General features: G+C 69.8%; 23 protein-coding genes, 1 tRNA gene and 2 pseudogenes. 17 read left to right on the forward strand and 9 right to left on the reverse strand.

Annotation, left to right across the window (positions count from 1 at the left end; all coding sequences use genetic code 11):
• Positions 1-27 precede the first annotated feature (27 nt).
• Together BJ964_RS11230 and BJ964_RS11235 are read left to right on the forward strand one after the other, a co-directional pair.
• Complete coding sequence (locus BJ964_RS11230) at positions 28-519, forward strand: STM3941 family protein (RefSeq protein ID WP_188120620.1); 492 nt, start codon at positions 28-30, stop codon at positions 517-519.
• A 113-nt stretch (positions 520-632) separates the two neighbouring features.
• Positions 633-1,262: a hypothetical protein gene (locus tag BJ964_RS11235; protein ID WP_188120621.1), complete on the forward strand. Its 630-nt coding sequence runs from the start codon at positions 633-635 to the stop codon at positions 1,260-1,262.
• Positions 1,263-1,403: 141 nt separating this feature from the next.
• Here BJ964_RS11235 and BJ964_RS11240 read toward each other — a convergent pair whose 3' ends face one another.
• Positions 1,404-2,615: a phytase gene (locus BJ964_RS11240; RefSeq protein ID WP_188120622.1), complete on the reverse strand. Its 1,212-nt coding sequence runs from the start codon at positions 2,613-2,615 to the stop codon at positions 1,404-1,406.
• Positions 2,616-2,773: 158 nt separating this feature from the next.
• Here BJ964_RS11240 and BJ964_RS11245 point away from each other — a divergent pair, with 158 nt between their 5' ends.
• Positions 2,774-3,403 (forward strand): hypothetical protein, encoded by a 630-nt coding sequence (locus BJ964_RS11245; protein WP_188120623.1) that lies wholly within the window; start codon positions 2,774-2,776, stop codon positions 3,401-3,403.
• Here the strand turns inward: BJ964_RS11245 and BJ964_RS11250 are convergent.
• On the reverse strand, positions 3,394-4,731 hold the full coding sequence (locus BJ964_RS11250) for a serine/threonine-protein kinase (protein ID WP_203832907.1): 1,338 nt from the start codon (positions 4,729-4,731) through the stop codon (positions 3,394-3,396). The genes BJ964_RS11245 and BJ964_RS11250 overlap by 10 nt on opposite strands.
• Before the next feature lie 42 nt (positions 4,732-4,773).
• Here BJ964_RS11250 and BJ964_RS11255 point away from each other — a divergent pair, with 42 nt between their 5' ends.
• Positions 4,774-5,322, forward strand: a complete 549-nt coding sequence (locus BJ964_RS11255) for an RNA polymerase sigma factor (RefSeq protein ID WP_188120624.1) — start codon at positions 4,774-4,776, stop codon at positions 5,320-5,322.
• 154 nt (positions 5,323-5,476) lie between these two features.
• Positions 5,477-6,577, forward strand: coding sequence for a calcium-binding protein (locus BJ964_RS11260; RefSeq protein WP_188120625.1), 1,101 nt, complete (start codon positions 5,477-5,479; stop codon positions 6,575-6,577).
• A gap of 69 nt (positions 6,578-6,646) precedes the next feature.
• On the opposite strand, the gene BJ964_RS11265 is transcribed toward BJ964_RS11260, so the two are convergent.
• On the reverse strand, positions 6,647-7,318 hold the full coding sequence (locus BJ964_RS11265; RefSeq protein WP_188120626.1) for a hypothetical protein: 672 nt from the start codon (positions 7,316-7,318) through the stop codon (positions 6,647-6,649).
• 81 nt (positions 7,319-7,399) lie between these two features.
• Here BJ964_RS11265 and BJ964_RS11270 point away from each other — a divergent pair.
• Together BJ964_RS11270 and BJ964_RS11275 are read left to right on the forward strand one after the other, a co-directional pair.
• A pseudogene (locus BJ964_RS11270) lies at positions 7,400-7,632 on the forward strand (SAM-dependent methyltransferase); the annotation flags it as partial.
• A gap of 70 nt (positions 7,633-7,702) precedes the next feature.
• Positions 7,703-7,774: transfer RNA gene (locus tag BJ964_RS11275), tRNA-Lys, on the forward strand.
• Between the two features lie 282 nt (positions 7,775-8,056).
• On the opposite strand, the pseudogene BJ964_RS11280 reads toward BJ964_RS11275, so the two are convergent.
• Positions 8,057-8,272, reverse strand: a pseudogene (locus BJ964_RS11280) (site-specific integrase); the annotation flags it as partial.
• A gap of 156 nt (positions 8,273-8,428) precedes the next feature.
• On the opposite strand from BJ964_RS11280, the gene BJ964_RS11285 reads away from it, so the two are divergent.
• Positions 8,429-10,933, forward strand: a complete 2,505-nt coding sequence (locus BJ964_RS11285) for a WD40 repeat domain-containing protein (RefSeq protein WP_188120627.1) — start codon at positions 8,429-8,431, stop codon at positions 10,931-10,933.
• Between the two features lie 219 nt (positions 10,934-11,152).
• Entirely contained in the window at positions 11,153-11,593 is a 441-nt protein-coding gene (locus BJ964_RS11290) for a hypothetical protein (protein ID WP_188120628.1), read from the forward strand.
• On the opposite strand, the gene BJ964_RS11295 is transcribed toward BJ964_RS11290, so the two are convergent.
• Positions 11,587-12,369 carry a L,D-transpeptidase family protein gene (locus tag BJ964_RS11295; RefSeq protein WP_203832906.1) on the reverse strand — a complete coding sequence of 261 codons (783 nt, stop codon included), beginning with the start codon at positions 12,367-12,369 and terminating at the stop codon, positions 11,587-11,589. The two genes, BJ964_RS11290 and BJ964_RS11295, sit on opposite strands and share 7 nt — an antisense overlap.
• Before the next feature lie 110 nt (positions 12,370-12,479).
• On the opposite strand from BJ964_RS11295, the gene BJ964_RS11300 reads away from it, so the two are divergent.
• Complete coding sequence (locus BJ964_RS11300) at positions 12,480-13,076, forward strand: CGNR zinc finger domain-containing protein (protein ID WP_188120629.1); 597 nt, start codon at positions 12,480-12,482, stop codon at positions 13,074-13,076.
• Positions 13,077-13,118: 42 nt separating this feature from the next.
• A complete protein-coding gene (locus BJ964_RS11305; RefSeq protein WP_188120630.1) occupies positions 13,119-13,883 on the forward strand; it encodes a zf-HC2 domain-containing protein in 765 nt (254 codons plus the stop codon).
• Here the strand turns inward: BJ964_RS11305 and BJ964_RS11310 are convergent, their stop codons facing one another.
• The 3 genes from BJ964_RS11310 to BJ964_RS11320 all read right to left on the reverse strand — a co-directional run bounded on the left by BJ964_RS11310 (position 13,884) and on the right by BJ964_RS11320 (position 15,041).
• A complete protein-coding gene (locus tag BJ964_RS11310) occupies positions 13,884-14,117 on the reverse strand; it encodes a hypothetical protein (RefSeq protein ID WP_188120631.1) in 234 nt (77 codons plus the stop codon). It lies immediately after the preceding gene.
• Between the two features lie 64 nt (positions 14,118-14,181).
• On the reverse strand, positions 14,182-14,601 hold the full coding sequence (gene mscL, locus BJ964_RS11315; protein ID WP_188126896.1) for a large conductance mechanosensitive channel protein MscL: 420 nt from the start codon (positions 14,599-14,601) through the stop codon (positions 14,182-14,184).
• 86 nt (positions 14,602-14,687) lie between these two features.
• Positions 14,688-15,041, reverse strand: a complete 354-nt coding sequence (locus tag BJ964_RS11320; protein WP_188120632.1) for an STAS domain-containing protein — start codon at positions 15,039-15,041, stop codon at positions 14,688-14,690.
• Between the two features lie 164 nt (positions 15,042-15,205).
• On the opposite strand from BJ964_RS11320, the gene BJ964_RS11325 reads away from it, so the two are divergent.
• The 6 genes from BJ964_RS11325 to BJ964_RS11350 are packed head-to-tail and all read left to right on the forward strand — an operon-like array spanning position 15,206 to position 20,767.
• Positions 15,206-16,045, forward strand: a complete 840-nt coding sequence (locus BJ964_RS11325) for an STAS domain-containing protein (protein ID WP_188120633.1) — start codon at positions 15,206-15,208, stop codon at positions 16,043-16,045.
• A 1-nt stretch (position 16,046) separates the two neighbouring features.
• Entirely contained in the window at positions 16,047-16,460 is a 414-nt protein-coding gene (locus BJ964_RS11330; RefSeq protein ID WP_188120634.1) for an STAS domain-containing protein, read from the forward strand.
• Positions 16,457-16,861 carry an anti-sigma regulatory factor gene (locus tag BJ964_RS11335; protein ID WP_188120635.1) on the forward strand — a complete coding sequence of 135 codons (405 nt, stop codon included), beginning with the start codon at positions 16,457-16,459 and terminating at the stop codon, positions 16,859-16,861. The genes BJ964_RS11330 and BJ964_RS11335 overlap by 4 nt, the downstream gene beginning before the upstream one ends.
• Positions 16,858-17,889: a SpoIIE family protein phosphatase gene (locus BJ964_RS11340; protein WP_188120636.1), complete on the forward strand. Its 1,032-nt coding sequence runs from the start codon at positions 16,858-16,860 to the stop codon at positions 17,887-17,889. Before BJ964_RS11335 ends, BJ964_RS11340 begins: the two co-directional genes overlap by 4 nt.
• Complete coding sequence (locus tag BJ964_RS11345; protein WP_188120637.1) at positions 17,886-19,229, forward strand: sensor histidine kinase; 1,344 nt, start codon at positions 17,886-17,888, stop codon at positions 19,227-19,229. The genes BJ964_RS11340 and BJ964_RS11345 overlap by 4 nt, the downstream gene beginning before the upstream one ends.
• A complete protein-coding gene (locus BJ964_RS11350; protein ID WP_188120638.1) occupies positions 19,226-20,767 on the forward strand; it encodes a SpoIIE family protein phosphatase in 1,542 nt (513 codons plus the stop codon). Before BJ964_RS11345 ends, BJ964_RS11350 begins: the two co-directional genes overlap by 4 nt.
• Here the strand turns inward: BJ964_RS11350 and BJ964_RS11355 are convergent.
• Positions 20,755-23,790: an FG-GAP-like repeat-containing protein gene (locus tag BJ964_RS11355; RefSeq protein ID WP_188120639.1), complete on the reverse strand. Its 3,036-nt coding sequence runs from the start codon at positions 23,788-23,790 to the stop codon at positions 20,755-20,757. The two genes, BJ964_RS11350 and BJ964_RS11355, sit on opposite strands and share 13 nt — an antisense overlap.
• Positions 23,791-23,801: the final 11 nt, after the last annotated feature.

Here is a 23,801-nt window from a genome sequence, read left to right on the forward strand (position 1 = left end):
TTTTTGTCTGTGGAAAGGGGCACCACGATGGTCGTTCACCGGTCGGTGCCGAAGACCCTCGGACTGGTTCTGGGCGCGCTGGCGCTGCTCGGGGCGTCCGTGTTCATGGTCGTCGACGGGTTTCCGCGGCTGCCGGCGGTGGGAGCTGTCCTCCAGGTCGGGCTCGGGGCCGTCGGTGTGCTGTTCTTCGGGTTCGGGGCGTTCCGTACGGGGCAGCAGCTGCTGCAGAGCGGGCCAATCGTGGAGATCGGTCCGGACGGGGTTCGGGATGTGCGGTTGTCTCCACAGACGATCCCCTGGACGGCGGTTCTGCGGGTGCGTGAGGTGAAGGTGCAACGGCAGCGGTTCGTGGCACTGGACCTGGACGAGGAGTTCGAGCGGGAGTTCCTGTCCGGCGGGACGGCCATGCTCCAACGGATCAACCAGGGCGCCGGCTTCTCCGGGGTGCATCTGAGTGCCACCGGGCTGCGGTGCAGTGCCGACGACCTGTACGCAGCCGTGCTGCGCTACTGGAACTGAGGCCGCTTCCTTCGTGATCTTTCCGTTATCCGGATCCGCGAACCACGGTCCGGGAATCGGCATCGCACCTGGTGACGAAACGGAAGACGAGTTCAGGGGAAGAGGACGGAACCATGCGGCGCACGGTAGCGGTGGTAGTGGGTGCGGTGGTCGGTCTGGCGATGCTGGCCGGATGCGACAACGCGCCGGAGTCGGTGGACGGAGCGGCTGCGCCGGCCGGGGCGATCGAACCGGTCACGAGCTCGCCGAGCCCTTCGGTCGCGGTGAAGCCGTCCGTGACGCCGTCCCGGGTCAGCACCTCGCCGTCGAAGACCGCCACCCTGGCTCTCGGCCCCACCGGCGTCGGCAAGATCAAGCTTGGGATGTCGCTCCAGGAAGCGCTGCGCACCGGGCTGATCGAGGGGAAGTCGGCCGTCAACCCGGACGGGTGCGACAACGGCTACCGGCTCAAGAGCGCGGACGGCGAGGGCGGCACGATCTGGCTCAACGGTGACGCGGGGATCGTCGCGATCGTCGGGTACAAAGGGCTGGCCACCCCGCAGGGCATCGAGCCGGGCAGCAGCCGGGCCGCGGTCAAGGCGGCCTACCCGAAGTACGAGCAGGTCAGCGACCCGGAACCGGCGGACGGCCGCGGTCTGACGGTGGTGCCCGGCAACAGCAAGGCCGACTACCGGATCTACATCAAGAACGACAAGGTCCAGGACGTGACGCTGCAGTCCCGGTCTCAGGGCTGCTACGAATAGGGCGCGGGCACGGAATGGCCGGTCGCGGCGAAGCCGAGGACTGTCCGGTGCGTTTGTGGGCGTGTAGCCGTACGAGAAATGGGTTTTGAAAAGAGGCCGGGCCCTCCGCTGAAGAAAGCGGAAGGCCCGGTTTTTGCTTTGTCAGGACGGGATGTTCAGGGCGCGCCAGTCGACGAACTTGAAGTTGGTGCTGGTGCGGTCGTCGTTGGGGGTGTTCTCGCCGTCGTGGAGGATCAGGAGGCCCTTGGGGTAGCCGGGTAGGGAGACGGCCGTGACAGCGGCTCCATCGGAGTGCTGGACGCCGTCGGTGCGCTTTCCGTCGACGACCGAGAAGATCGTGACCGGCTTGTTGGTGCGGCGGTCGTAGACGAAGAAGCGGCTGTCGCCCTGGCTGGAAACGATCAGGTAGCCGTCCCGCTTGCCCGTCGGGTAGATGGTCGCGCCCTCGACGTCGGCGGTGATGCGGCCGCCGAAGCCGGTCCGGTAGTCGACGGTGCACTCCTCCGACTCGGGGTCGTAGGAGGCCGGCTCGCCGAACTCGCGGACCCGCTCGACCATCCGCGGGATGCTGCTGAACGTGCCGCCGGCCAGGTTGATGCGCCAGAGGGCGACGTCCTCCTGGGCTGCGTAGAGCACGCCCGCCGCGGCATCCACGACCATGCCCTCGACCTGCGGGTCCTCACCGGGTTCGAGGCAGGGGGTCCAGCTGGTGCCGTCGGGCAGGCGGAACTCGCGCGGGAGGTCGAGGGTGTCGGTGGCGCGGTAGGTGACCTTGCCGTTGCGCTCCTCGAGGCGGAAGATGCCGAGGCGGGTGCTGTGCCGGCGGCTCACCACCGCGTACCGGTCGTAGACGGCGATGCCGTAGCCGGTCGCCTGCTCCTCCACCTCGGCCTGGTCCCGGGAGAACAGCAGCGGGGCGTCGGCCGACGTGATGTCGGTCAGGCCGCTCGCCTCGATCCGGTAGATGCGCAGCTTGTCGAGGCCGCGGTCGGTGACGACGGCGACGTCGACCTTCCTCTTGCCGAAGGTGAAGCCGGTCAGGATGTCCACATTGTTGAAGCGCCCGCCCTCGGGCGTGGCGATCGACTGGACCTCACGGCCCTTCAGGTCGTAGACGCGCAAACCGCCGTTCTTGGCGGTGCCGATGACCAGGCTGCGCGATCGGTCGGCCGCGTTGATCCAGATCGCGGGGTCGTCCGCGTCCGCGATGCCGCCCGCCTCGTCGTCGAAGAGCGACGGCGTCTCGACGGTGGCGGTGATCTCCCGGAGCGGGCGCTCGGCCGCGGCCGCGGGGGCACCCGCGGCGAGGGTGGTAAGGGCGACGAGAGCGGCGAGTCCGGTGGTCCGTTGCATGGGTCACGACGATCCCTGATCGACCTGTCCATGGGGTGGCTAGATGCTGAACACCCGCGAGTCCGTTATTCATCCGTGATGTTGGATCCCGAACCAGGCCGCTGGAAGGCGCATCGCACCATGTGACCGACCGAGATTCACAGAGAAGGTTGACGACGATGCGACGCACGATTCTGGCTCTTGCCGTGGTGACCCTGGTCACCGGATGCGCCAATACCCCGCAGACGGTGACCGGGGAGGCCAAGCCGGCGGGTGTGGCCTCACCCTCCCCCTCGGTCTCCCCTTCTCCCTCTGAGCCGGCCCTTTCCCCCTCACCCTCTTCCCCTTCGACGAAAAGTGCCGCCCTCGTCTTCGGGCCGACCGGCGTCGGCAAGCTGAAGATCGGGATGAGCGTGGCGGACGCGGTGGCCATCGGGGAGCTCAAGTCGTCCGACGTGCCTGAGGAGGGCTGCGGCTACTCCGCGGTGAAGGTGGCGAAGCCCAAGGTCGCCAAGGTCAACTACTCGACAGACCGTGGGATCGTCGCCATCCCGGCGTGGGGCCGGATCGCCACCCCGGAGGGCATTCGGATCGGCAGCACGCTGGCTCAGGTGAAGGCCGCCTACCCCGACTTCGAGTGGCGTAACGTCGAGGACCTCCCCGAGGAGGCGTTCGAGGCCGACGGCAACGGAGACGCCTTCTCCGGGTGGGACGACGAGTACAAGAACGTCCACTACCGGTTCCGGTTCAACAACGGCAAGCTCACCGAGCTGGGCCTCGAGCACGACAAGCAGAACTGCTACGAGTGAGGGAACCGCAGTGTGCGGAGCACTTCATCGGTACGGTCCGGGGCTCCGCCGCTCTGCCGGATCTGCAGGTACAACCCGGGTTTGCCGCCGGCCCGGGTGAGGAGCACCTCGTCGTACGAGATCGCACCCGGGCAGTCGATCCAGCGCTGGATCCGCCCGGTGAAGCCGACCACGTCGATCGTGCGGTCGCTCGCCCGATCGCACCCCGGATGCAGCGGAACCTTCGCCGCGTTCCCCGGCACCAGCCACTTGCTCCGCCCGGCGAACAGCCCCGGTGACGTATCCGAACTCAGGTCGGCGCCCACCTGGAGGCCCTCCTCGGGACCGGCCGGCATCCCCACAGCCGAGGTGTTCCAGCCGGAATCCCGCAGCTGACGGCCCCACTCGGCGGGCACCGCGATCGACAGCGTGTTCGAATCGTCGGCGACCCGGACCCAGCCCAACGGCGTGCTGTTCGGGACGGTGGCGCCACCGAGATAGACCAGCAGCGCCAGCGCCACCATCACACCCACACTGTGCCGCAGGAACCGCAGCACCCGGCTCGGGGCGGCCGCCGCCGAGGCGTCCAGGGCCTTCGCGAACGCGGCCGTCGACGGCCAGCGGCGATCCCGGTCCGCGTCCAGCGCCCGCATCACCACCCGGTCCACCTCGCGGGAGATGCCGGTACGCAACTTCGACGGGGCGGCCCGACCCGCCTGCGGAGGCCGGCCGGTCAACATCTGATAGGTCATCGCGCCGATGGCGTGCACATCGGCGCGCACGTCCAGGCCGCCGCCCGGCAGATGCTGCTCGGGCGCCATGTAGCCGGGAGTGCCCGCCACCACCGTGAACCCGGAGGCGTGCGCGATCTCCTTGGCCAGACCCAGGTCGGCGACGAGCACCCGCTCGGTGCCGCGGACCGTGTCAAAAAGGACGTTCGACGGCTTCAGGTCGCGATGCAGGACCCCGGAGTCGTGCAGCACGCTCACCGCGTGGGCGATGTCGCTGGCGGTGCGAAGAGCCCTCCGGACCGGCATCGGGCCCCGGTCCAGACGGTCCTGGAGAGTGCCGCCGGCCGCGTACGTCATCACCTGGTAAGGGCGGCCGTCCGGCAGCTCACCGAAGTCGTGGACCCGGACCAGCCGCTCCGAATCGGCCCGGCGCAGCACCTGCGCCTCCTGCTCGAACCGGGCCCGGACATCCGGGTGATGAGCCCAGTTCTCCGCGAGGATCTTGATCGCCACCTGGGACTCCAGGACGTCATCCTCGGCGAGCCAGACGGTGGCGAACGCACCGGAACCGAGGCGCTCGGTGATCCGGTAACGGCCGATCATGGTAGGTGCTTGCACGTTCGTATTATCAACGTCGTTGAATCAGCGAACGGGGGCGGCGTGCGGGACGAACAACAGGAAGAACTGGCTCGGCGGGCGGCAGCCGGCGACCGGAACGCGCTCGAGATGCTGCTGGCCGCAATCCAGCCCAGCGTGCTGCGCCGGTGCTCGCGCTTCCTGCCCTGCTACCAGGATGCCGAAGAAGCCTGCCAGGACGTGCTCATGCAGGTGGCACGCAACATTGGCGGATTCGAGGGCCGGTCGAAATTCAGCACCTGGCTGCACGTGATCATCGCCAACGGGTCGCGGCAGACGTACCGGACCCTCAAGCGGCGGGCCGCCGAACAGGGGTACGGCGAGATGCCCGTCGACGTCGCCGACGCCCGGACCACCAGCGTGATCGCCGGATCGCGGCTCGACCTCCTGGACGCCCTCGAACGGCTCGAGTCGACCCGGGCCGAACTCGTGGCGCCGATGGTGCTGCGGGACATCTGCCAGCTCGACTACAAGGAGATCGCCACCCACCTGGGCATTCCGGAGGGCACCGTGAAGTCGCGGATCCACCAGGCGCGGGGGCAGGTGCGGGAGTATCTGCTGGCCGGCCTCTGAGGCGCTGTACTTTCTTCACCTTAACGACGTGACGGAACCGTAGCGTTGCGACTACGATGCTCGATGTCTTGTGTGGATCTTCGGTTCGGGGCCGTCGTGCGCATCGTCTCTACCGGCCTGCCGACAACGTCACCCGCCTATGAGGGGATTTCGAGTGGCACGTTCCGTATGGCTGACCCGAGCCGGGCTGGCGTTGGTCGTCGTGGGCGCCGTCGGTGTCGTGGCGACGCCCGCGCAGGCCGCCGGCACCGGGGTCGTCTCCGTCTATGACGGCACCAAGGTCAGATACAAGGCCGGCGGCGGCCACCAGAACCGGGTGCTCCTCAGCCGGTCCGGCAACACGATCACCGTCGACGACCGGGTCGCGGTGAAGGCCGGCGCGGGATGCAAGGCGGTCAAGGGTGACAAGACCAAGGCGCGTTGTACGACGAAGATCGCGCCGACTCGGGTGCGGGTCGACACGTACGACCGCAATGACACGATCGTCAACAACACGGGCCTGTCCATGACGGCCTTCGGGGGCACCGGCAGCGACAAGATCACCGGCGGTCCGCGCGGCGACATCCTGTACGCCGACCTCGGCGGAGATCAGATCTGGGGCCTCGGCGGCAACGATCGCATCTACGGATCGTCGCAGAACGACAAGCTGTACGGCGGTGACGGCGCCGACACCATCGAGGACGGGCACGGCCGGGACCTTGCCCGCGGCGGGAACGGCGACGACACCCTCTACGGACACGGCGGCAACGACGTGTACTACGGAGACGCCGGCAACGACCGGATCACGATGTACGAGTACACGGACGTTGCGGACACCGACCGGATCTTCGGCGGGGCAGGCTCCGACACCGTGCTGTACCTCAGCTACAGCGTCGCGGTCAACATGGACGCCGACGCGGTCGCGGACGACGGGCGCAAGGGCGAGGGCGACAACATCGCCACCGACGTCGAGAACCTCGTCGGCGGCGACGGCAACGACCGGATCGTCGGCAACGCCGGGGCGAACATGCTGGAAGGCCTCGGCGGCAACGACGTCATCTACGGCCTCGGCGGCGATGACGTGTTCTACGGCGGCCCGGGCGCCGACAAGATGTACGGCGGCGCCGGCGACGACTGGCTGACCGGCGAGGACTGGGCCGACAACCGGACCGCGGACCTGCTCGACGGTGGCGCCAATGGCAGTAGCGGTGACTCCTGCCTGCGGTGGACCAACGACCGGACGGTGGGCTGCGAGTACGTGACCGCCGGCAGCTGAACGACCGATGGGCGGACCGGTGACCACTGACCGGCCCGCCCAACCGTCATAGCCGGATGCGGCTGCCAGTCAGGATTGCTCGCCGGGCTCCCAGCGGATGTAGCCGAGCGGCAGCGTCTTCAGCGCCGTGCGTACTCCACTGACGAACACCGCTGCCACGGCCACCCAGATCGCGAGCGACTGCTCACGGCCATCGTTGGCCAGGTACGTGCCTACCCCGATCGATCCCAGCAGCAGGACCGTCGACCAGACTGCGTAGAACAATGGCGGTTGCGGCCGGGCCACCGGGTCGTCGGTGGTCCTCACGTTCGGGTTCGACTCCACCCATCGGCGGGCCGTATCAGCATGCACCCGCGGCACCACCACGTCGCCGACGTGCGTCCGATAGGGCAGTTGGCGAGGTCGGTTCGAGGCGAACGTCAGCCACCCGCCCAGAGCCGCGGCGAGTACGACCTGCGGCACGCTACTCAGAAGGCCGCGCATGTAGCCGTCGGACATCACTGTGTACGCGGCGAATACCAGCCAGCCAATGAACGGACGCAACCGGAACTCGAGCAGGAACCGGCCGGCGGACTTCACCGAGCGGGCGGCCAGCGGCACCGCCATCCGGCCCGAACCGCAGAACCCGTCCGTCGGGGCGTTCAGCCAAACCACGACGGGCGAAGCGTCGTCCAAGGCCTGCGACGGAACCTCCAGCGAACCGACGTGTTGGGCAGGAACGACAAGCGTCGTACGGCTCACCAACGGTCTTCTCCTACCTCACCTGCGCCAACGCCCGACACGGTACGGGATGGCAGCGCGTCGACCTCGATGCGACCGTGGTTGATCGCCATCCTGATGCTGCTCGCCGCCACCGACGACCCGTGGACCAAGGTCGCCGAGCTGCGCGACGCCCTGCCCTCCGGCAGCTGCCTGGCCATCACCCACCCGACCGCGGTCGCCGCCGCAACCGGGAGGCCGTTGAGCGTTTCTTCGGCGACTGGGAGCTCCTCGAGCCCGGCCTGGTCCCGGTCTGGCGCCCGGACAGCGCAGTCGAAAACCCCGAGGCGGCCTGATCTGCATGAACACGCCTGCAGGGGTATCCCGGTGGGCTCCAAGGTCATGCCCCGGTACTCTGTCTGCTACGGGCTGCTAGCTCAATGGCAGAGCTGTGGACTTTTAATCCATAGGTTCAGGGTTCGAGTCCCTGGCGGCCCACTGTTACGGCTGGTCAGCACGGGGTTCCCGGGGCTGGCCAGTTCCGTTTCCGGGGCTGTACAGCAGCAAAGCACAGCAACGCACGTCCGGGAGGTGCGGTGACCGAGTCCGCGACCGCTGATCGGCTTCTGCTGGCCAGCCGGGTCGACTGTTGCTTGCAGTTGCGCGAGCCGACCTTCATCACCGCCGGGCAGACCTACTGGGTCGATCACGAGACCGGCGAACTCTGCGTGGATCGTGGCTCCGGCCGAGTGACCCGGCATCCCGGCAGCAGGCGGCACATCAGTGATCAAGGAACTCGCCCAGCTTCTTGAGGGCCGCGCGCGTGGTTGCCGAGGAGACCACGGTGTAGATCTCCATCGTGATCGCGAACTGGGCGTGCCGGAGGATCTGCATGGCCACCCGGGGGTGGACGTCGAGGTCCGCCAGCAGTGAGGCGCACGTCCGGCGCGCGTCTCGGATCGTGATGCGGCGGACGCCGGCCAGGTCGCAGCGGCCAGTTCCGATTTTCCGGGGTCGTCGTGGTCGTTACGAGGCCGTTGCGACGAGGCGGGAGCGGATCATCCGTTTGCCCGATCTGATGTCGGTGATCTTGGTTATATCGTCGCGGGCGAATCTCGACGCGTACAGGCGTCCCCAAATGCGGGGGAAACATTGGGTACTAGAAGGATCGGCGCGGCCGCCATCGCCGTGTTGACCGGCACCGCGGGGCTGACGATCGGCACCGCCGCGCCGGCGTCCGCCGACTCCGGCCAGCTCCTCTCCATCAAATCGATCGGGGACATCCTGGTCGACGGTGTGCATGAGCGGGTCTTCGTCAGCGACCCCGACACCGGAAAGGTCGTCGCCACCGACTACAGCGGGACCGAACTGGGCAGTGCGCTCGTGAACGACGCGAGTCATCTGGCGCTCTCCGTCGACTCGTCTCAGCTCTACGTGACCTCGCCGAAGGGGCGGGCGATCCTCGCGCTGGACACCACCGACCTGACGCAGACCGCGGAGTATTCCACCGGTTCCGTCTCGCCGAAGGACGTGGCCATCGCCGGTGGCAGGATCTGGTTCTCCTACTCCAACGGGATCCCCGGCTACCTCGGCACGATCGACCCGGCCACCGAGACCCCGACGCTCCTGTTGGACCGGTTCGCCACCGGATGGACCGGCGTCGCGGAACTCGCCACCGCCTCCGCGGCACCGAACCGGCTGGGTGTGGCCTCCTACGGTATGACCGCCATCCTCGAGGTCTCCGGTGACACCGCCACGACGGTCGGGTCCGTCCTGACCAATCAGGACGTCATTGACATGGCGATCTCTCCGGACGGCGACCAGATCGCCACGGCCTACCCCGGTGACAACGGGATCCGGGTGCGTGACGCCGACGATCTGACCGCCGTGCGGATGCTGAGGAACGACTTGCGCCCGGTCGCTGTGGACATCGCGGCCGACGGCTCCATCGCCGGTGGCGTCTCCTCCTACTACGACGGCTTCGATGGGTATGTCTTCGCCGCCGACGGAACGTTGATCAAGGAGTTCAGCCTTCCGGACCTCGGGCAGATGGCCAGACATGCGGTGGCCTGGGAGCCGAACGGCCATCGACTGTTCACGGTCTCGACGAACGGCTCGAACGCCCTCGTGCTGCGCACCTGGACGAATGCGAAGCAGGCGCCGTCGATCTTGATCCCCGACGGTCCGGATGAGCAGATCGTTCCAGGGGGAGCCGTCACCGTCACCGGCACGCTGACGTCCCCGGTGGCGCTACCCAGCGGCACTTCGATCGAGGTGGTCCGTTCCGGTACGCCGATGGGCGCCGTCCCGGTCGCGGCCGATGGCACGTTCACCTTCACGGACATCCCGGCGATCGACGGCGCGTTGACCTACACGCTCTCCTACGCCGGGGACGTCTACCACGCCCCGAAGTCAGAGACGGTGACGGCCTGGATCGCCCGGGCCCGATCGAATCTGACCCTGTCCGGTCCGTCGACGGCGGTCCCGGGCGCGCCGATCACCATCACCGGCACGCTGTTGTCCTCGATCTCGGTTCCGGTGCCCACCGGCGCCTCCGTCTCGGTCCTTCGGGCCGGCGCCTCGCTGGGCGCTGCCACGGTTGCGGCGGATGGCTCGTTCTCCATCACCGACACCCCACCGGGCGAAGGCACGTGGGCCTACGAGGTGTCCTACGCGGGAACCAGCACCCACCTGCCGGCCACCGCGACCGCGTCGGTCACGGTCTCCCGGACGGCGTCCACGCTGACGCTCTCCGGACCCACCTCAGCGACCCGGGCGAAGCCGCTCACCATCACCGGCAAGCTGAACTCGCCGGTGGCGCCGTCCACCGGGACCAAGGTGTCGGTGAGCCGGGTCGACCTGGAACACACGTCCGGCATCTCGCTGGGCACCAAGGCGGTCTCCGCCGGTGGCTCGTTCTCCTTCACCGACACCCCGACGGCCGGCGGCACGGTGACCTACCGGGTCTCCTTCGCCGGCGATGCCACCCATACCGCGGCGTCGGCCAGCAAGTCGGTGGCGGTCTCGCGGACCACTCCGGCTCTGACGCTCAACAACAACGGCAAGATCTACTCGTACGGCCAGACGGTGTCCTTCACCGCGCGCCTCGGGTCCACCTACAAGAACCGGGTCGTGGAGATCTGGGCCGACCCGGACGGCGGTGACCAGGCACGGCGGCTGATCAAGCGCGGCACCGTCAGCAGCTCCGGTTACGTCACCGCGAGTATCAAGCTGTCCCGGAACACCACGGTGACCGCGGTGTTCGCCGGTGACGCCCGGACGGCGCCGCGCACGGTGACGGCGACGGTCGGCACGAAGGTCAGCCTCTCGCTGAGGCTGTCGCAGTACTACAAGACCAAGAAGGTCAGCGGCGTGACCTACCGTTACTACCGCACCAGCGGTAGCGCGTGGGTCCACACGTCGATGACCGGCGCCGCCGAGCGGAAGGTCTACGTCCAGCTCCAGCGCTACACCAAGGGCAAGTGGCAGACCTGGGACGGCCGGTACTTCGATGCCACCGACCAGCTCTACCTGGAGGGCGCCGGGCTGGCCGGTGTCAAGCTGCGGGTCCGCACCGCGTACGTCAAGGGCGGTTCCGGCGACAGCCTGAACTCCACCACCTGGACGTCGTTCCAGTACTTCACCTTCACCCAGTAGGCACCGGAAAGCCGAAACGGCCGGGAGTCCACATCGGGCTGCCGGCCGTTTCCGTGAGGTCGGCCCTGGGCGTACATCCTGCCGTGACTCGGTCGGGTTAACCGGGAACGTCGGAAATTTCGGACCCACCGTGGGGGTGTATTCGCTGTCCGTGAGGGGCCCGGCATGCCAGGGTTTGTCGGGGGCCACGCGGGGTGGCCATCCGGATCGGAGAATGATTTGTCGGAGTATGACCCTGGACAGCTTCTCGCCGGCTACCGGTCGATGACCATGCTCACCGGCTTCGTCGAGCGGGGCGGGCGGCCGGCGGCGGTGAAGCCCACGATTCCCCTGATGGCAGGGGAGAAGCAGTACGGATGGTTCCCCGTGGATGTGACCGGTGCGGGCCGGCGGCTCGCGGTCGTCACCAGCCGGCGACTGATCCTGGGCGCCGAGGAGTACCAGCTACGGTCGGTGACCCGGCTGCGGCCGCGGCAGGACGACTGGGCGCTCGCGCTGGAGACGCGCGGGCGTGGCACGATCGAGATCAGTGGGCCGTGGGTGCCGTGGCTGAGCGTGGTGCTCTGCGCGGAGATGTACGGGGCCGCCTGGCCGCCCGGTTACGCGCCGGTGATTCCCGGCCCGCGGCGCCGGCTGCGCCGTTACGAGACAGTTCAGTAGACCCAGACCCTGGTCTTCAGTGGGATCGCGTCGTTCTTCCACATCCAGTTCATCGCGTCGATCGAGACGCGCGCGCAGCCGTGCGAGGCCGGGTAGGGCGGCACGCTCGGGGCGCCGTGGACGGCGATGCCGCCGTTGAAGTACTTCGGTCGCCAGAGCAGCCCGAGCGGGGCGTGGCGCCAGCCGTCGATCTGGCGGCCCACCGTGAATTTCCCGCGCGGAGTGTCGGCCAGGTAGGTCTGGCCTTCCTGTTCGTAGTACTCCATCGAGCCGGTCGACGTGTTGAAGGTCTGGGTGACCTGACCGTCGTCGACCAGCATCAACAGCTGCCGTTCGAGGTCGATCTCGACGAGGTCCCCGCTGGTGGAGCGCGGCTTCGGGCGTACCCCTCGATCCAATGCCTTCCAGGTCTTCGGGCCGACGCTGCCGTCCCGGCCGATGCCGGCGGCCTTCTGCAGCGCGTAGACCGCCTGCTGGGTGGTGCCGCCGAACTTCCCGTCGGACTCCCCGATCCAGTAGCCGAGCTCGGTGAGGCGCTGCTGCAACGCCAGGACCTCGGCGCCTTCGGCACCTCGTTTCAACTTCTTCCGGGGTACGGCGGTGCTGGGCGAGGGGGTGGCCGGAGTGGAGACGCTGGGCTCGGCCGACGGTGTGACGGACGGGGCGACCGGCACGGGCGCGGTGGTGGGGGCGGCGGTCGGGGAATCCGTGTCGCAGCCGGCCGCGAACGTCAGAGCCGCGGTGGCGGCGAGCGTCATCGACAGGGCTCTGCGCACGGGACCAGTCTAGGGACACATTCACGAACGTCCACCGGTCAATGGCGATCGTCCACCCGCCCGGGTGGCGGTGCGGTAAATGTGAAAAAAGAGCCGAGTACCCTTTGTCTATGTCATGGAAGGCCAGCGCACGGCATGGTGTACGAGAGGCGCCCGGCGGTTTCGCGCTCGTCCAGGAGTTGCTGAACACGCGGGCGGCGATGTCCTACGCCCAGGATCTGCTGGACGCTACCGAGGACGCCCAGTGGTGGGTGACCGACACTCTCGCGATCTGGTCGCACACCTCCGGCCTGTCGGCGCCGACGCTGCTGCTCTCCGCGGCCGACCTGCGGTCGTTGCGCCGCCTGCGGACCGCTTTCGAGCACGTGGTGCTGGCCGGGGCGAGCCCGGAGCCGGACAGCGCGCTGCCGCCGGCCGACGTCCAGGTCAGCCTGGTGCCGGACGGGACCGGCTGGGTGCGGGTGGTGCCGACCGGCCGGGGTGTCCGCTGGCTGGCCTCGGCGCTGTGGGCCGAGGCGCTGTCGGCCCAGCAGGCCGGGATGTGGCCGCGGCTCAAGCTCTGCAACAACGCGGCCTGCCGGGCCGCCTTCTTCGACACCTCGCGCAACAACAGCGGTGTCTGGCACGACGTCAGCACCTGTGGCAACACGGCCAACCTGCGGGCCTTCCGGGAGCGGCGGCGCCTGCTCGGCCAGGAACATCATTGATCCCACGGGAACTTCGCAGCGATTCGGGGCGACTATCAGGTCATGGCATGTGAGCGGTGGCGCGAGATGCTCTCCGCGCAGCTGGACGGTGAGGACGACCCGGCGCTGCGCCCGTTGGTCGACGAGCACCTGGCCGGGTGTGCCGGCTGCCGGGACTGGCTGGACCGGGCCGCGGTGGTCAACCGGCTGACCCGGACCGCGCCGGTGCCCCCGGTGCCCGACCTCAGCGCCGCGATCCTGGCCGCGCTGCCGCAGCCGGCCGCCCCGCCCCGACGCCGGCGGCTGCCGGTGGCGACGCTGCTCTACATCGCCCTGGCGCTGGTCGGCACGGTGCAACTGATCCTGGGGCTGACCCAGGTCGGCGGTGGCGCGAGCGCGGCGCACGCGCACACCGGTCTGAGCGCGACGCCGGGCCACCTCTGGCACGAGTCGGCGGCGTGGAACGTCGCGGTGGGTGCCGGTTACCTCTTCATCGCCCTGCGGCGGACCCGGCCGACCGGTCTGGTGCCGATGCTGACCGCCTTCGTCGCGATGCTGCTGCTGCTCTCGGTCAACGACCTCACCGGCGGGCGGGTGGACATCGCCCGGCTCGTCGGCCACGGGTTCGTGATCGCCGGATATCTGCTGGTGGTGGCACTGTCGCGGGGTGTGGGCGGTGCTGGTCAGCCGCCCGGGGCGCGAGCCGGCTCGGGCTGGCGTTTCGAAAGCCCCGCCGACGAGGACGCGCCCCGGCCGGGGTTGCGGCTGCTGCCGTCGCCACGGGGACCGCTCACCGCGCGCCACCGGGACGACCATCGGGCGGCCTGATCAGCGGGCCGACGGGCGGACCGACAGCTCACGCCACTCGTCGGGGCCGGTCAGCAGAGCGCGGACCATGTCGAGGGCCGCGTCCTCGCTGTCGTACTCGAAGAAGTGCGAGGTGCCCTCGGGGCCGCCGGCGCGCTGCTCGACATACCACTGATCACCGCTGGTCCGTAAGTAGACGTCCTTGCGGGCTATCCGGCCCCACTTGCCGTTCCACCAGTGCTTACGCTGCTCCATCCCGGCACTGTATCGAACATCTGTTCGAACAGTGCCGGAAGGGCGGATCTTTTTCCCCGTGGGGTCAGCGCGGCGGCTCGCTCCGGTAGGTCTGGCCACCCTGCTGCTGGGCGCGCAGCGCGTCACGGATCTCGGTGAGCAGCTTGATCTCCTCGCTGGGGGCCTTCGGCGGGGGCTCCTCGCCCCGGCGGCGACGCTCGGCCAGCCTGTTCAGCGGGAACACCACGAGGAAGTAGAGGACCGCGGCGGTCAGCACGAAGGTGATGACGGCGTTGATGAAGGAGGCGTAGTCGAACGGGACCTTGTCGATGTAGAACTTGCCCGCATTCAGGCCGCTGCCCCCACCCATCAGCTGGATCAACGGCTTCAGGAAGGCGTTGGTGAAGCTGGTGACCACGGTGGTGAACGCGGCACCGATCACGATGCCGACCGCCAGGTCGACGACGTTGCCGCGCATGATGAAGTCTTTGAAGCCTTGGAACATCTGTTTCACGGGCACTCCTGGGGGCCGGTTTCAGTCCGGCAACGGATGCCCGCCACCGGTCGACGACAAACTACGCCGACCGTGTCTCAGTCGAGCGCGGGCTCCTCGGCGGCGACCGCCTGATCCACCGTGGGGTAGGTGTGCAGCACCTCGACCAGCCCGCTCACCTCGAGGATGCGCAGCACCCCACGCTGCGGCGCGGCCAGCCGGACCGTCCCGCCGGCGTCGTCGGTGCTGTTCTTGGCGCGGACGAAGACCGACAACCCGGTGGAGTCGCAGAACGACACCTCGGCGAGGTCGAAGACCAGGCGGGTCCGGCCCTTCTCCAGCAGATCACTGATCTGATCCTGCAGCTGGGGGGCGGTCGCCATGTCGAGCTCACCGGCGACCGACACGACCACCATGTCGCCGCGCTGTTCCGTTTGTACCGTCAAGGACATTCGCCGACCTCCAGTTATTGCTGAACGGTACTCCAGGTGCCCCGGGGCGCGCAGAACAGGACGACCCTTCGACCCCGGTCCGTTACTTGGCTTACAGCAACTAACGAACATCCTGATGGTAAAGTCCGGCCGTTGCGCTCAGATCGTGTGGTAGGGAGACAGCGATGCCGCTGAGTCCGGACGAGGCGAGCCGCTTCGCCGTACTGCTGGAAAGCAATGCGGAGCCGCTCGCCGCGCGCTGGAGTGAGCTGGCCGGCGCCGGCCTGCGTGGCCGGCTGAGCGGCGCCGAGCTGATGAGGCAGACCCGCGATCTGCGGAGCGCCTTCCAGCAGGCGCTCTCCGGTGGCGCCGCCGATGTGCACGACGAGGCAGCCGCCGAGTTGCGCGCCCAGCTCAGCGAGCTGTCCACCCACCGGGCCCGGCAGGGCTTCAGCGCCACCGAGACGGCGATCAGCGTCTTCGCGCTCAAGGAGGCGGCGCTCGAGGTGCTCGGCGACGCCGACGACGCGGCCACCCTGCGGGACTACGTGGCGTTCTCCGCCTTCGTGGACCGGGCGGCGCTGTTCACCTTCGACAGCTACGTACGGGTCCGCGAGGCGCTCATCTCCGACCAGGCCGAGCAGCTGCTGGAGCTGTCCACCCCGGTGGTGAAGCTGTGGGAGGGCGTGGTGGCCGTCCCGCTGGTCGGCACCCTCGACTCGGCCCGCGCCCAGGTGGTGATGGAGCGGCTGCTCCAGACGCTGGTGGACACCGGCTCGCCGTACGCGATCATCGACATCACCGGTGTGCCGGCCGTCGACACCCAGGTCGCCCAGCACATCCTCAAGACCGTGGTGGCCGCCCGCCTGATGGGGGCCGACTGCATCATCTCCGGCATCCGGCCGCAGATCGCGCAGACCATCGTGGCACTCGGCATCGAGTTCGGCGACATCGCGACCAAGGCCTCGCTGGCCGACGCGCTGCGCTACGTCCTCGGCAAGACCGGTAAGCGGCCGGTGCGCTGACATGGATCGCGTGCCGGTTCTGAAGATCGGTGAGATCCTCCTGGTCTCCATCCAGATCGACATGGAGGACCAGGTCGCCCTGCAACTCCAGGAGGACCTGGCCGAGCGGATCGTGGCGACCGGCGTCCACGGCGTGATCATCGACATCAGCGCGCTCGACATCGTGGACTCGTTCGTGGGGCGCACGCTGGCCACCATCGCCTCCGTCTCCCGGGTGCTGGACGCCGAGACCGTCGTGGTCGGGATGCGCCCGGCGGTGGCGATCACCCTCGTCGAGCTGGGCCTGTCCCTGCCCGGCATCCGGACCGCCCTCAACGTCGATCTGGGCATCGCCATGCTGGCCCGCGAGGACGAGGACATCGATCTGCTCGGCGACGAGGACGACACGGATCAGGTTGCGGACCCCACACCGTGAACGACGACGTCCAGCGCCTACCGGTCGTCACCGACCAGGACGTGGTCCGGGTACGGCAGCTGGTGCGTACCGTCGCGGTGGCGGTGAAACTGTCCCTGGTGGACCAGACCAAGCTGGTCACGGCCGCGAGTGAGCTGGCCCGCAACACCCTGGTCTACGGTGGTGGTGGCGAGGCCGAGGTGAGCCGGGTGCACAACGACCGGCGGGCCGGGATCAGGATCGTCTTCGCCGACCAGGGACCCGGCATCGCCGACCTGGATCTGGCGCTCACCGACGGGTACACGACCGGCGGCGGCCTCGGCCTGGGGCTCAGCGGCGCCCGGCGGTTGGTCGACGAGTTCGAGATCGAGACCGAGCCGGGCAAAGGAACGACCATCACGGTCGTCAAGTGGTGCCGATGAGCGGAGACACGGTGGCGTCCGTACCCGAAGGGCTCCTGGACGAGGGGGTCTGGTTCCGGGTGGAGGAATCCGGGACCGCCTCGGCCGTACGCCGGGCCGCGGAGCGTCTCGCCGCCGCCCTGGACATGCCGGAGAACCGTGTCGCCGATCTCGCCATCGTCGCCGCCGAGGCGGCCGGCAACCTGGTCAAGCACGCCGACCAGGGCACCGTCCTGGTGCGTACGGTGCGGACCGCGGAACAGGCCGGCGTCGAGCTGATCGTGATCGACAGCGGCCCCGGGATGGCCGACGTGCAGCGGGCGATCGGCGACGGGCACTCCACGGCCGGGACCCTGGGGATAGGGCTCGGTGCGATCTCGCGCCAGGCCAGCCGGTGGGATCTGCACTCGGTGCCCGGACGGGGGACCGTGCTGGCCGTCCAGGTGTGGCCGGACGGGCTCCCGGAGCCGAACTGGGCCGCGGGGCTGACCCGGCCGCTCACCGGCGAGACGGTCAGCGGGGACGGGTACGCGATCCGCGAGGTCGACGGCCGCCGGCAACTGTTGCTCTGTGACGGGCTCGGCCACGGCGGCCTGGCCGCGGCCGCCACGCACGAGGCGGTCCGGGCCTTCCGGAAGGCGCCGGCCGTGCCGCCCGCCCAGGTGGTGGAGGCGCTGCACCGTGCCCTCGGGCACACCCGCGGCGCGGCACTCGCCGTCGCCGAGCCGGACCCGTCGGCCGGGGTGATCCGCTACGCGGGTCTCGGCAACATCTCCGGCACCGTGCTGGCGCCGGACGGCGGCCGGCGCGGCATGGTCTCGATGCCGGGCATCGCCGGGCACCAGCGCCGCCAGGTGCGGGAGTACGACTACCCGCTCGCCCCCGGCGCGGTCGTGCTGATGCACACCGACGGCGTGGTCGACCGCTGGAACGCCGCCGACTACCCGGGCCTGTTGACCCACGCCCCCGAGGTGATCGCGGCGACCGTGTTGCGGGACGCCGGGGTCCGGCGGGACGATGCCGGCGTACTGGTGGCGCGACTCTCATGACTTCCGAGCCGCTGATGCGCATGCGCCTGCGGGTCGAGCAGGACATCTTCGTGGTGCGGCAACTGGGCCGGGAGGTGGCCCGGACGGTCGGGCTGGAGTCCCAGGACCAGACCCGGGTGGCCACCGCCCTCAGCGAGGTGGCCCGGGCACTGCTCGCCGTGGGCCTGAACGCCGAGGTGGCGTTCACCGTTCCGGCGATCGGGGTACCTACGCTGCTGGTGACGATGGCACATCCGGACGCCGGTGCGGCGGCCCGGATCGCCGGGCAGTTGCAGCAGGTCGGCCGGCTGGTCGACACGATGGAGGTGGACGAGGGTGAGAGCGGGACGGTCGTCCGGATGTCCCGGCGGTTGCCGCCGGGCGCGCCTCTGCTGACGCCCGAGCGGATGAGCGAGATACGCGCCGGGCTGTCCGAGCACGTTCCCGGCACTCCTCTGGACGAGCTGGCCGTACAGAATCAGCAGCTCATCGCCGCCCTCGACGAGGTGCGTGCGCAACGCGACGACCTGGCCCGGCTCAACGTCGAGCTGGAGGAGACCAACCGTGGCGTGATGGCCCTCTACAACCAGCTCTCCCAGGAGCTGGAGGAGACCAACCGCGGAGTTGTCGCCCTCTACGCCGAACTCGACGAGAAGTCCGCGCAACTGCGGGCCGCCAGCGAGGCGAAGAGCCGCTTCCTGGCCAACGTGAGCCACGAGCTGCGCGCCCCCGTCACCGCGATCATCGGCCTGGGCCGGCTGCTCACCGACTCCGGCTCGGACGAGCTCACCGGGGAGCAGCACCGCCAGGTGGACCTGATCCGTACCTCGGCAAGCGACCTGCTGGCCCTGGTCAACGGCCTGCTCGACCTGGCGAAGGCGGAGGCCGGCCGGATCGAGCCGCACTGGTCCGAGGTGGATCTCAGGGCGGTGTTCGGGCAGCTGCGCGGCACGTTGCGGCCGCTCGCCACCCGGCCCGAGGTCGACTTCGTGGTCGAGGAGCCGGCCGTGCCGGCGCTGCGCTCCGATGAGGTGCTGCTCGCCCAGGTGCTGCGCAACCTGCTCACCAACGCGCTCAAGTTCACCGAGTCCGGATCGGTGCGGCTCAGCGTCGCCCCGGCCGGTACGGACATCGAGTTCGTCGTCGCCGACACCGGCACCGGCATCCCGCCCGAGCTGCACGAACGCATCTTCGAGGAGTTCTACCAGGTGCCCGGCAGCAAGCCGGTGAGCGGCAAGGGCACCGGCCTGGGCCTGACCTACGCCCGGCGGCTGGCCGGCATCCTCGGCGGCGGCCTGCGGGTCGACTCCACCCCCGGCAGGGGCAGCGTGTTCACCCTCCGGCTGCCGACCGCGTCATGATCGCCGCCACGGTCCTCGTCGTCGACGACAGCGCGACCAAGCGCTACCTGCTGGTCAGCTGGCTCACCCGGGCCGGGTTCACGGTGCTCGAGGCGGAGACCGGCGGCGAGGCCCTGACCCGCCTGCTCGAGGTCGAGGTCGAGGTCGACCTGGTCGTCCTGGACGTGAAACTGCCGGACATGAGCGGCTTCGACGTCTGCGAGAAGATCAAGACCGATCATCGGTACGGCGTACTGCCGGTGATCCACGTGTCCGCGCACGCCGTCGACGTCAACGACCGGACCCAGGGACTGAACCGGGGCGCCGACGCGTACCTGGTCGAGCCGATCGAACCGGACGAGCTGATCGCCACCGCGCAGGCCGTACTCCGCTACTACCGCGCCCGGCAGCGTGCCGAGCTGCTCGCCGAACGGTCGCTCCTCCTCGCCGAGACCACCTTGGCGATCAACTCGGCGCCCACCCTGCCCGCCCTGCTGGCCGCCGCCGCCGAGGGCGCCTGCGACATCTTTGGCGGTCCGGTCGTGGTGGTGGCGGAGACCTCCGAGGGCGAGAGCCTGGCCGCGGTCGGCAAACCCGCATCGGTACGCCGGTGGGCCGTCCCCGGCCACCGCGTCGCCGTCGGATCACTGCTGCGCACCGACGACCCGGCCGACTGGGCGGTGGCCGAGTGGCCGCCCGGTGAGACGGTCACGGTGGCCGCCGCCCGCCTGCGCATCGACCGGCCACCGGTCTACGTCGCCGCGCCGGGAAGCTCGCAGACCGCCGGCTCGCCGGTGCTCCGCCAGCTCTCCCAGGCCGTCGCGGCCGCCGTCGAGGCGCAGCGCTCCTTCGACGAGGAGCACCGGATCGCGGTCACCCTCCAGCGCAGCCTCCTCCAGGCACGACTGCCCGAGGTGCCCGGCCTGGACCTGGGCGTCCTCTACGAGCCGGCCGGCGCGCAGACCGAGGTGGGCGGCGACTTCTACGAGCTGACCGTGCTGAACGACCGGCTGCTGGTGGCGATCGGCGACGTGGCCGGGCACTCGCTGCACGCCGCCACGGTGATGGCCGAGATCCGGCACGCCGTCCGGGCGTACGCCGTCGAGGGGCACTCCCCCGGGGCGGTGCTGGAGCTGGTCAACCGGTTCATGCGCACCGTGCTGCCGGCCGACTCGGCCACCCTCTGCCTGCTCACCCTGGAACCGGGGACCGGCCGGATCCGGATGGCCGGCGCCGGGCACCTGCCGCCTCTGCTGCACGTCGACGGCCGGGTCGAGTTCCTCCAGCCGCGCGGCCCGCTGCTCGGCATCGGCGCGCCCCGCCGGGCCGAACTGGAACTGACCCTGCCGCCCGGCGGCACGTTGGTGCTCTACACCGACGGCCTGATCGAACGCCGCGACGCCGACATCGACGAGGGCCTGCGGGCGCTGGCCGCCGCGGCCGCCGAGGTCGAGCCGGACCTCGGCGTCTTCTGCCGCCGCCTGCTCACCCAGCTCACCGGAGCCAGGGAGCAGGCGGACGACATCGCCGTCGTCGCGGTCCGCCGTCAGAACAGGTAGGCGAAACGCTGGTAGCCGCTGCCGATCTTCTGGCGGCCACCGAACGTCCCCTTGCCCGTCCCGAGGTGGCGGTAGAGCACCCCGGCCCGGTCCCGGACCACCAGGTCGTTGCGGCCGTCCTCGTTGAGGTCGCCCACGCCGATCACCGAGTTGTAGCCGCCCATGCCCGAGGCGAGCTTCTTCCGGGCTCCGAACGTTCCGGTGCCGGTGCCGAATTGGGCGTAGAGGACGCCGCTCCGGTCGATGGCCAGCAGATCGGCGCGCCCGTCGCCGTTGAGATCGCCGGGGCCGACCAACCGGGCGTACGCCTTGTAGGCGCCCGGCACCCGTACCGGCCGGGCGAACGACTTCCGGCCGGTGCCGTTGAAGCGGTACAGGTAACCGGTCTTGCGGTTGCGGGCCAGCAGATCGGCGATCCCGTCGCCGGTCAGGTCCCCGGAGGTCAGCAGCACGTCGTACTGGTTCCAGCCGGTGCCGATCCGGACGGTCTCCCGGCCGCCGAAGTGTGACTGGCCTATGCCGAGGTGGGCGTAGAGGGTCCCGTTGGAGCGGCGGACCAGGAGATCGTTGTCGTAGTCCTGGTTCACGTCGCCGAACGGGACGATCGCGGAGACGCCGATCCAGTCCTCGGTGTAGCCGTTGTCCCAGAGAGCGTCCCGGCCGAACTGGTCGATCAGCCAGTGCCCCTCGCCCGACTTCTTCACCCCGAGAATCGCGGACTGGCCCATGCTCTCGTAGCTGTGCAGCTTCGGGGCTCCGCCCCACAGGTTGAACCGGGCTGAGCCGGCGGTGACCGTGCGCCCGTCGGCGGTGGCCGTGAGCGTGGCCAGATAGGCGCCGGTGGCCGCACGTTTCCGGTTCGGGAGCAGGCCGTCCCAGCTGACGGCGACGCTGCTGGTGGCGGTGTCTCCGGTCCGGGTGGCCACCACGGCGCCGGTGACGGCGTGCGTGATGGTCACCTTCCATGCCGAGACCGGCCGGTTCAGATCGAAGATCGGCAGGAATGTCCCGCTGCCGAAATGCAGGTACCAGTTGTGGCTGTTGTGGGTTCCGACCGGGGCGGAGCGGGTCACCCCGGGATCGACCACGTGTACAGCGTGAGCACCGTCGACGTACGCCACGTGGCCGCTGTACCGGTCGACCGTCCAGCTGATGTTCCGGTCGTCCGGCACCGGGCCTTGAGCGAACGTGCCGAGCACCGCAGGGTCGCCGAGGACGCCACCGGTCAGGTCATGGCGCAGCAGGTCTCCGGTGCCGGCGTCGTGCCGGGCCAGGAACCCGTCGCCGAGCAGGTAGCGGGCCGCGGGCACGGAGACCGTCACCTTGCGGGCCAGATCGTGGACCCCGGCCGGGCCGTCGGCGCCGCAGGCCCAGTAGAGGTAGCGGTGGGTGGCCTGGACCTCGGTGGCGGTACAGGGCGACCCGGTGCTCACCGCGGTTCCGGTGACGTTCGTGACCAGGTTCTTCGGCTCCAGGCGGCCGGGTGTGGCCGTCCACAGCGTGTCGTTCCAGAGCGCGGCGCCGGTGATCGCCCGGTAGGAGGGCCTGGTCGAGGCGCCAGGAGCGAAAATGTACTGCCGGGCCGGCGTCACCGTGTTGACGACGGTCCAGCCGAACGAGGCGTCGACGATCGTGCCGCCGGTGGCTTCGAGCAGGACCGACGGCTTGCTGGAGTTCACCTGATCCCGGTACTGGACGATGGTCGAAGTGGTGCCACCGTTGAGATAGGCGGTGCCGTGGGCGCTGCCGTCCACGGTCCGTACGCAGGCCGTGTCCTCGGCGCAGGCGTCCGCTCCGGTCAGGGCGGTCGTCTGGCTGGAGCCGGTGAACAGCGAGTGGCTGGTGAGCTCGTACCGTGGGGTCTCGGCGAACCGGCCGACCGCGGTGACCTGCCGGACCGTCCCCCGGCTGAGGGTGAGGCCGGCGTTCACGGCCGGCCGGACGACCGGGAGGACCGGCCCGGCCGCGGCCGCGGTGAACCGGTGCACCGCCCAGTCCCGTGGCCCGGCGCCGCCGACCATCAGGACACCGGCCCCGCTCCAGGTGGACAGGTAGAAGTCGAGCGTCTGGCTGTCGGCCAGGACCTGACGCGGCGCCGCGTCCACCGAGTAGCGCGTCACCGGCGCGGGGACGGCCCCGGAGACCGTGGGACGGATCAGGACGTCGCCGCCGACGAGGAAGGTGCCGGTGGTCGTCACGTTCTGTGCCGGGATCGGGATGGTGACCGGGGTGGCGGTGCCGTCGACGATCGCCGACCGGGCAAAGGTGAGCACCGCGCCGCTGACCCGGTACCCGACGTGGCTCTCCGAGAGGAAGGTCTGGACGGCGCCGGTCACCGCCGGGATCAGGGAGACCCGCCCGGTACGCATGTCGAGGAGGCCCTGGCCGACATCGCCCGCCGGGAGCCGGAAGGTGAGCACCGCGCCGGTCGCGTCGACCGCCCATGAGGCTCGGGTGACCGGGATCGCGCCGTCCGGCAGGCCCGACATCGGGACCGTGCGCCACGTGCCGTCCTCGGCCAGTCTCCGAAGTTCCAGCGTGGCGGTCGGCCCCGCTGGCCGGACCAGCACGGTGTCGCCGAAGAGGTTCGCGATCGTGTCGCCGTCCGGCAGAGCCGCCGGCCGCCACCAGGACCGGGTGTTCAGGTCCAGCACCGTGATGGCGCCGGCCACGATGTGTTCCGGCAGGGTCCCGGTGAGCCGGACGCTGTCGCCGCCCGCTCCGGACAGCTGGCTCCACCGGACCCCTTCGAGTTCGGGGACGGGCGTGGTGACCGCGTCGGTGTACCGCGTCCACAGCCAGCCGGTGGTGTAGGTGTACTGATGCAGGAACCCGGTCTCGCCGACGAAGGCGATCCGGTCAGTCGCGTAGTCGGTGGGCTGCGCGGCGGGGAAGACGGCCACCTCGGCCGGCGCCGCCGCGAGCGCGGGTGTAGCGGAGAAGGAACCGGCCGTGACGAGGCCGGTGCTGGAAAGGAAAACGCAGCAGGCAGCCGAGAGGCCGCGCCGAGCCGCAGTGAACATGGCTCATCCCC

It is taken from the genome of Actinoplanes lobatus, from assembly GCF_014205215.1.
GTDB lineage: Bacteria > Actinomycetota > Actinomycetes > Mycobacteriales > Micromonosporaceae > Actinoplanes > Actinoplanes lobatus.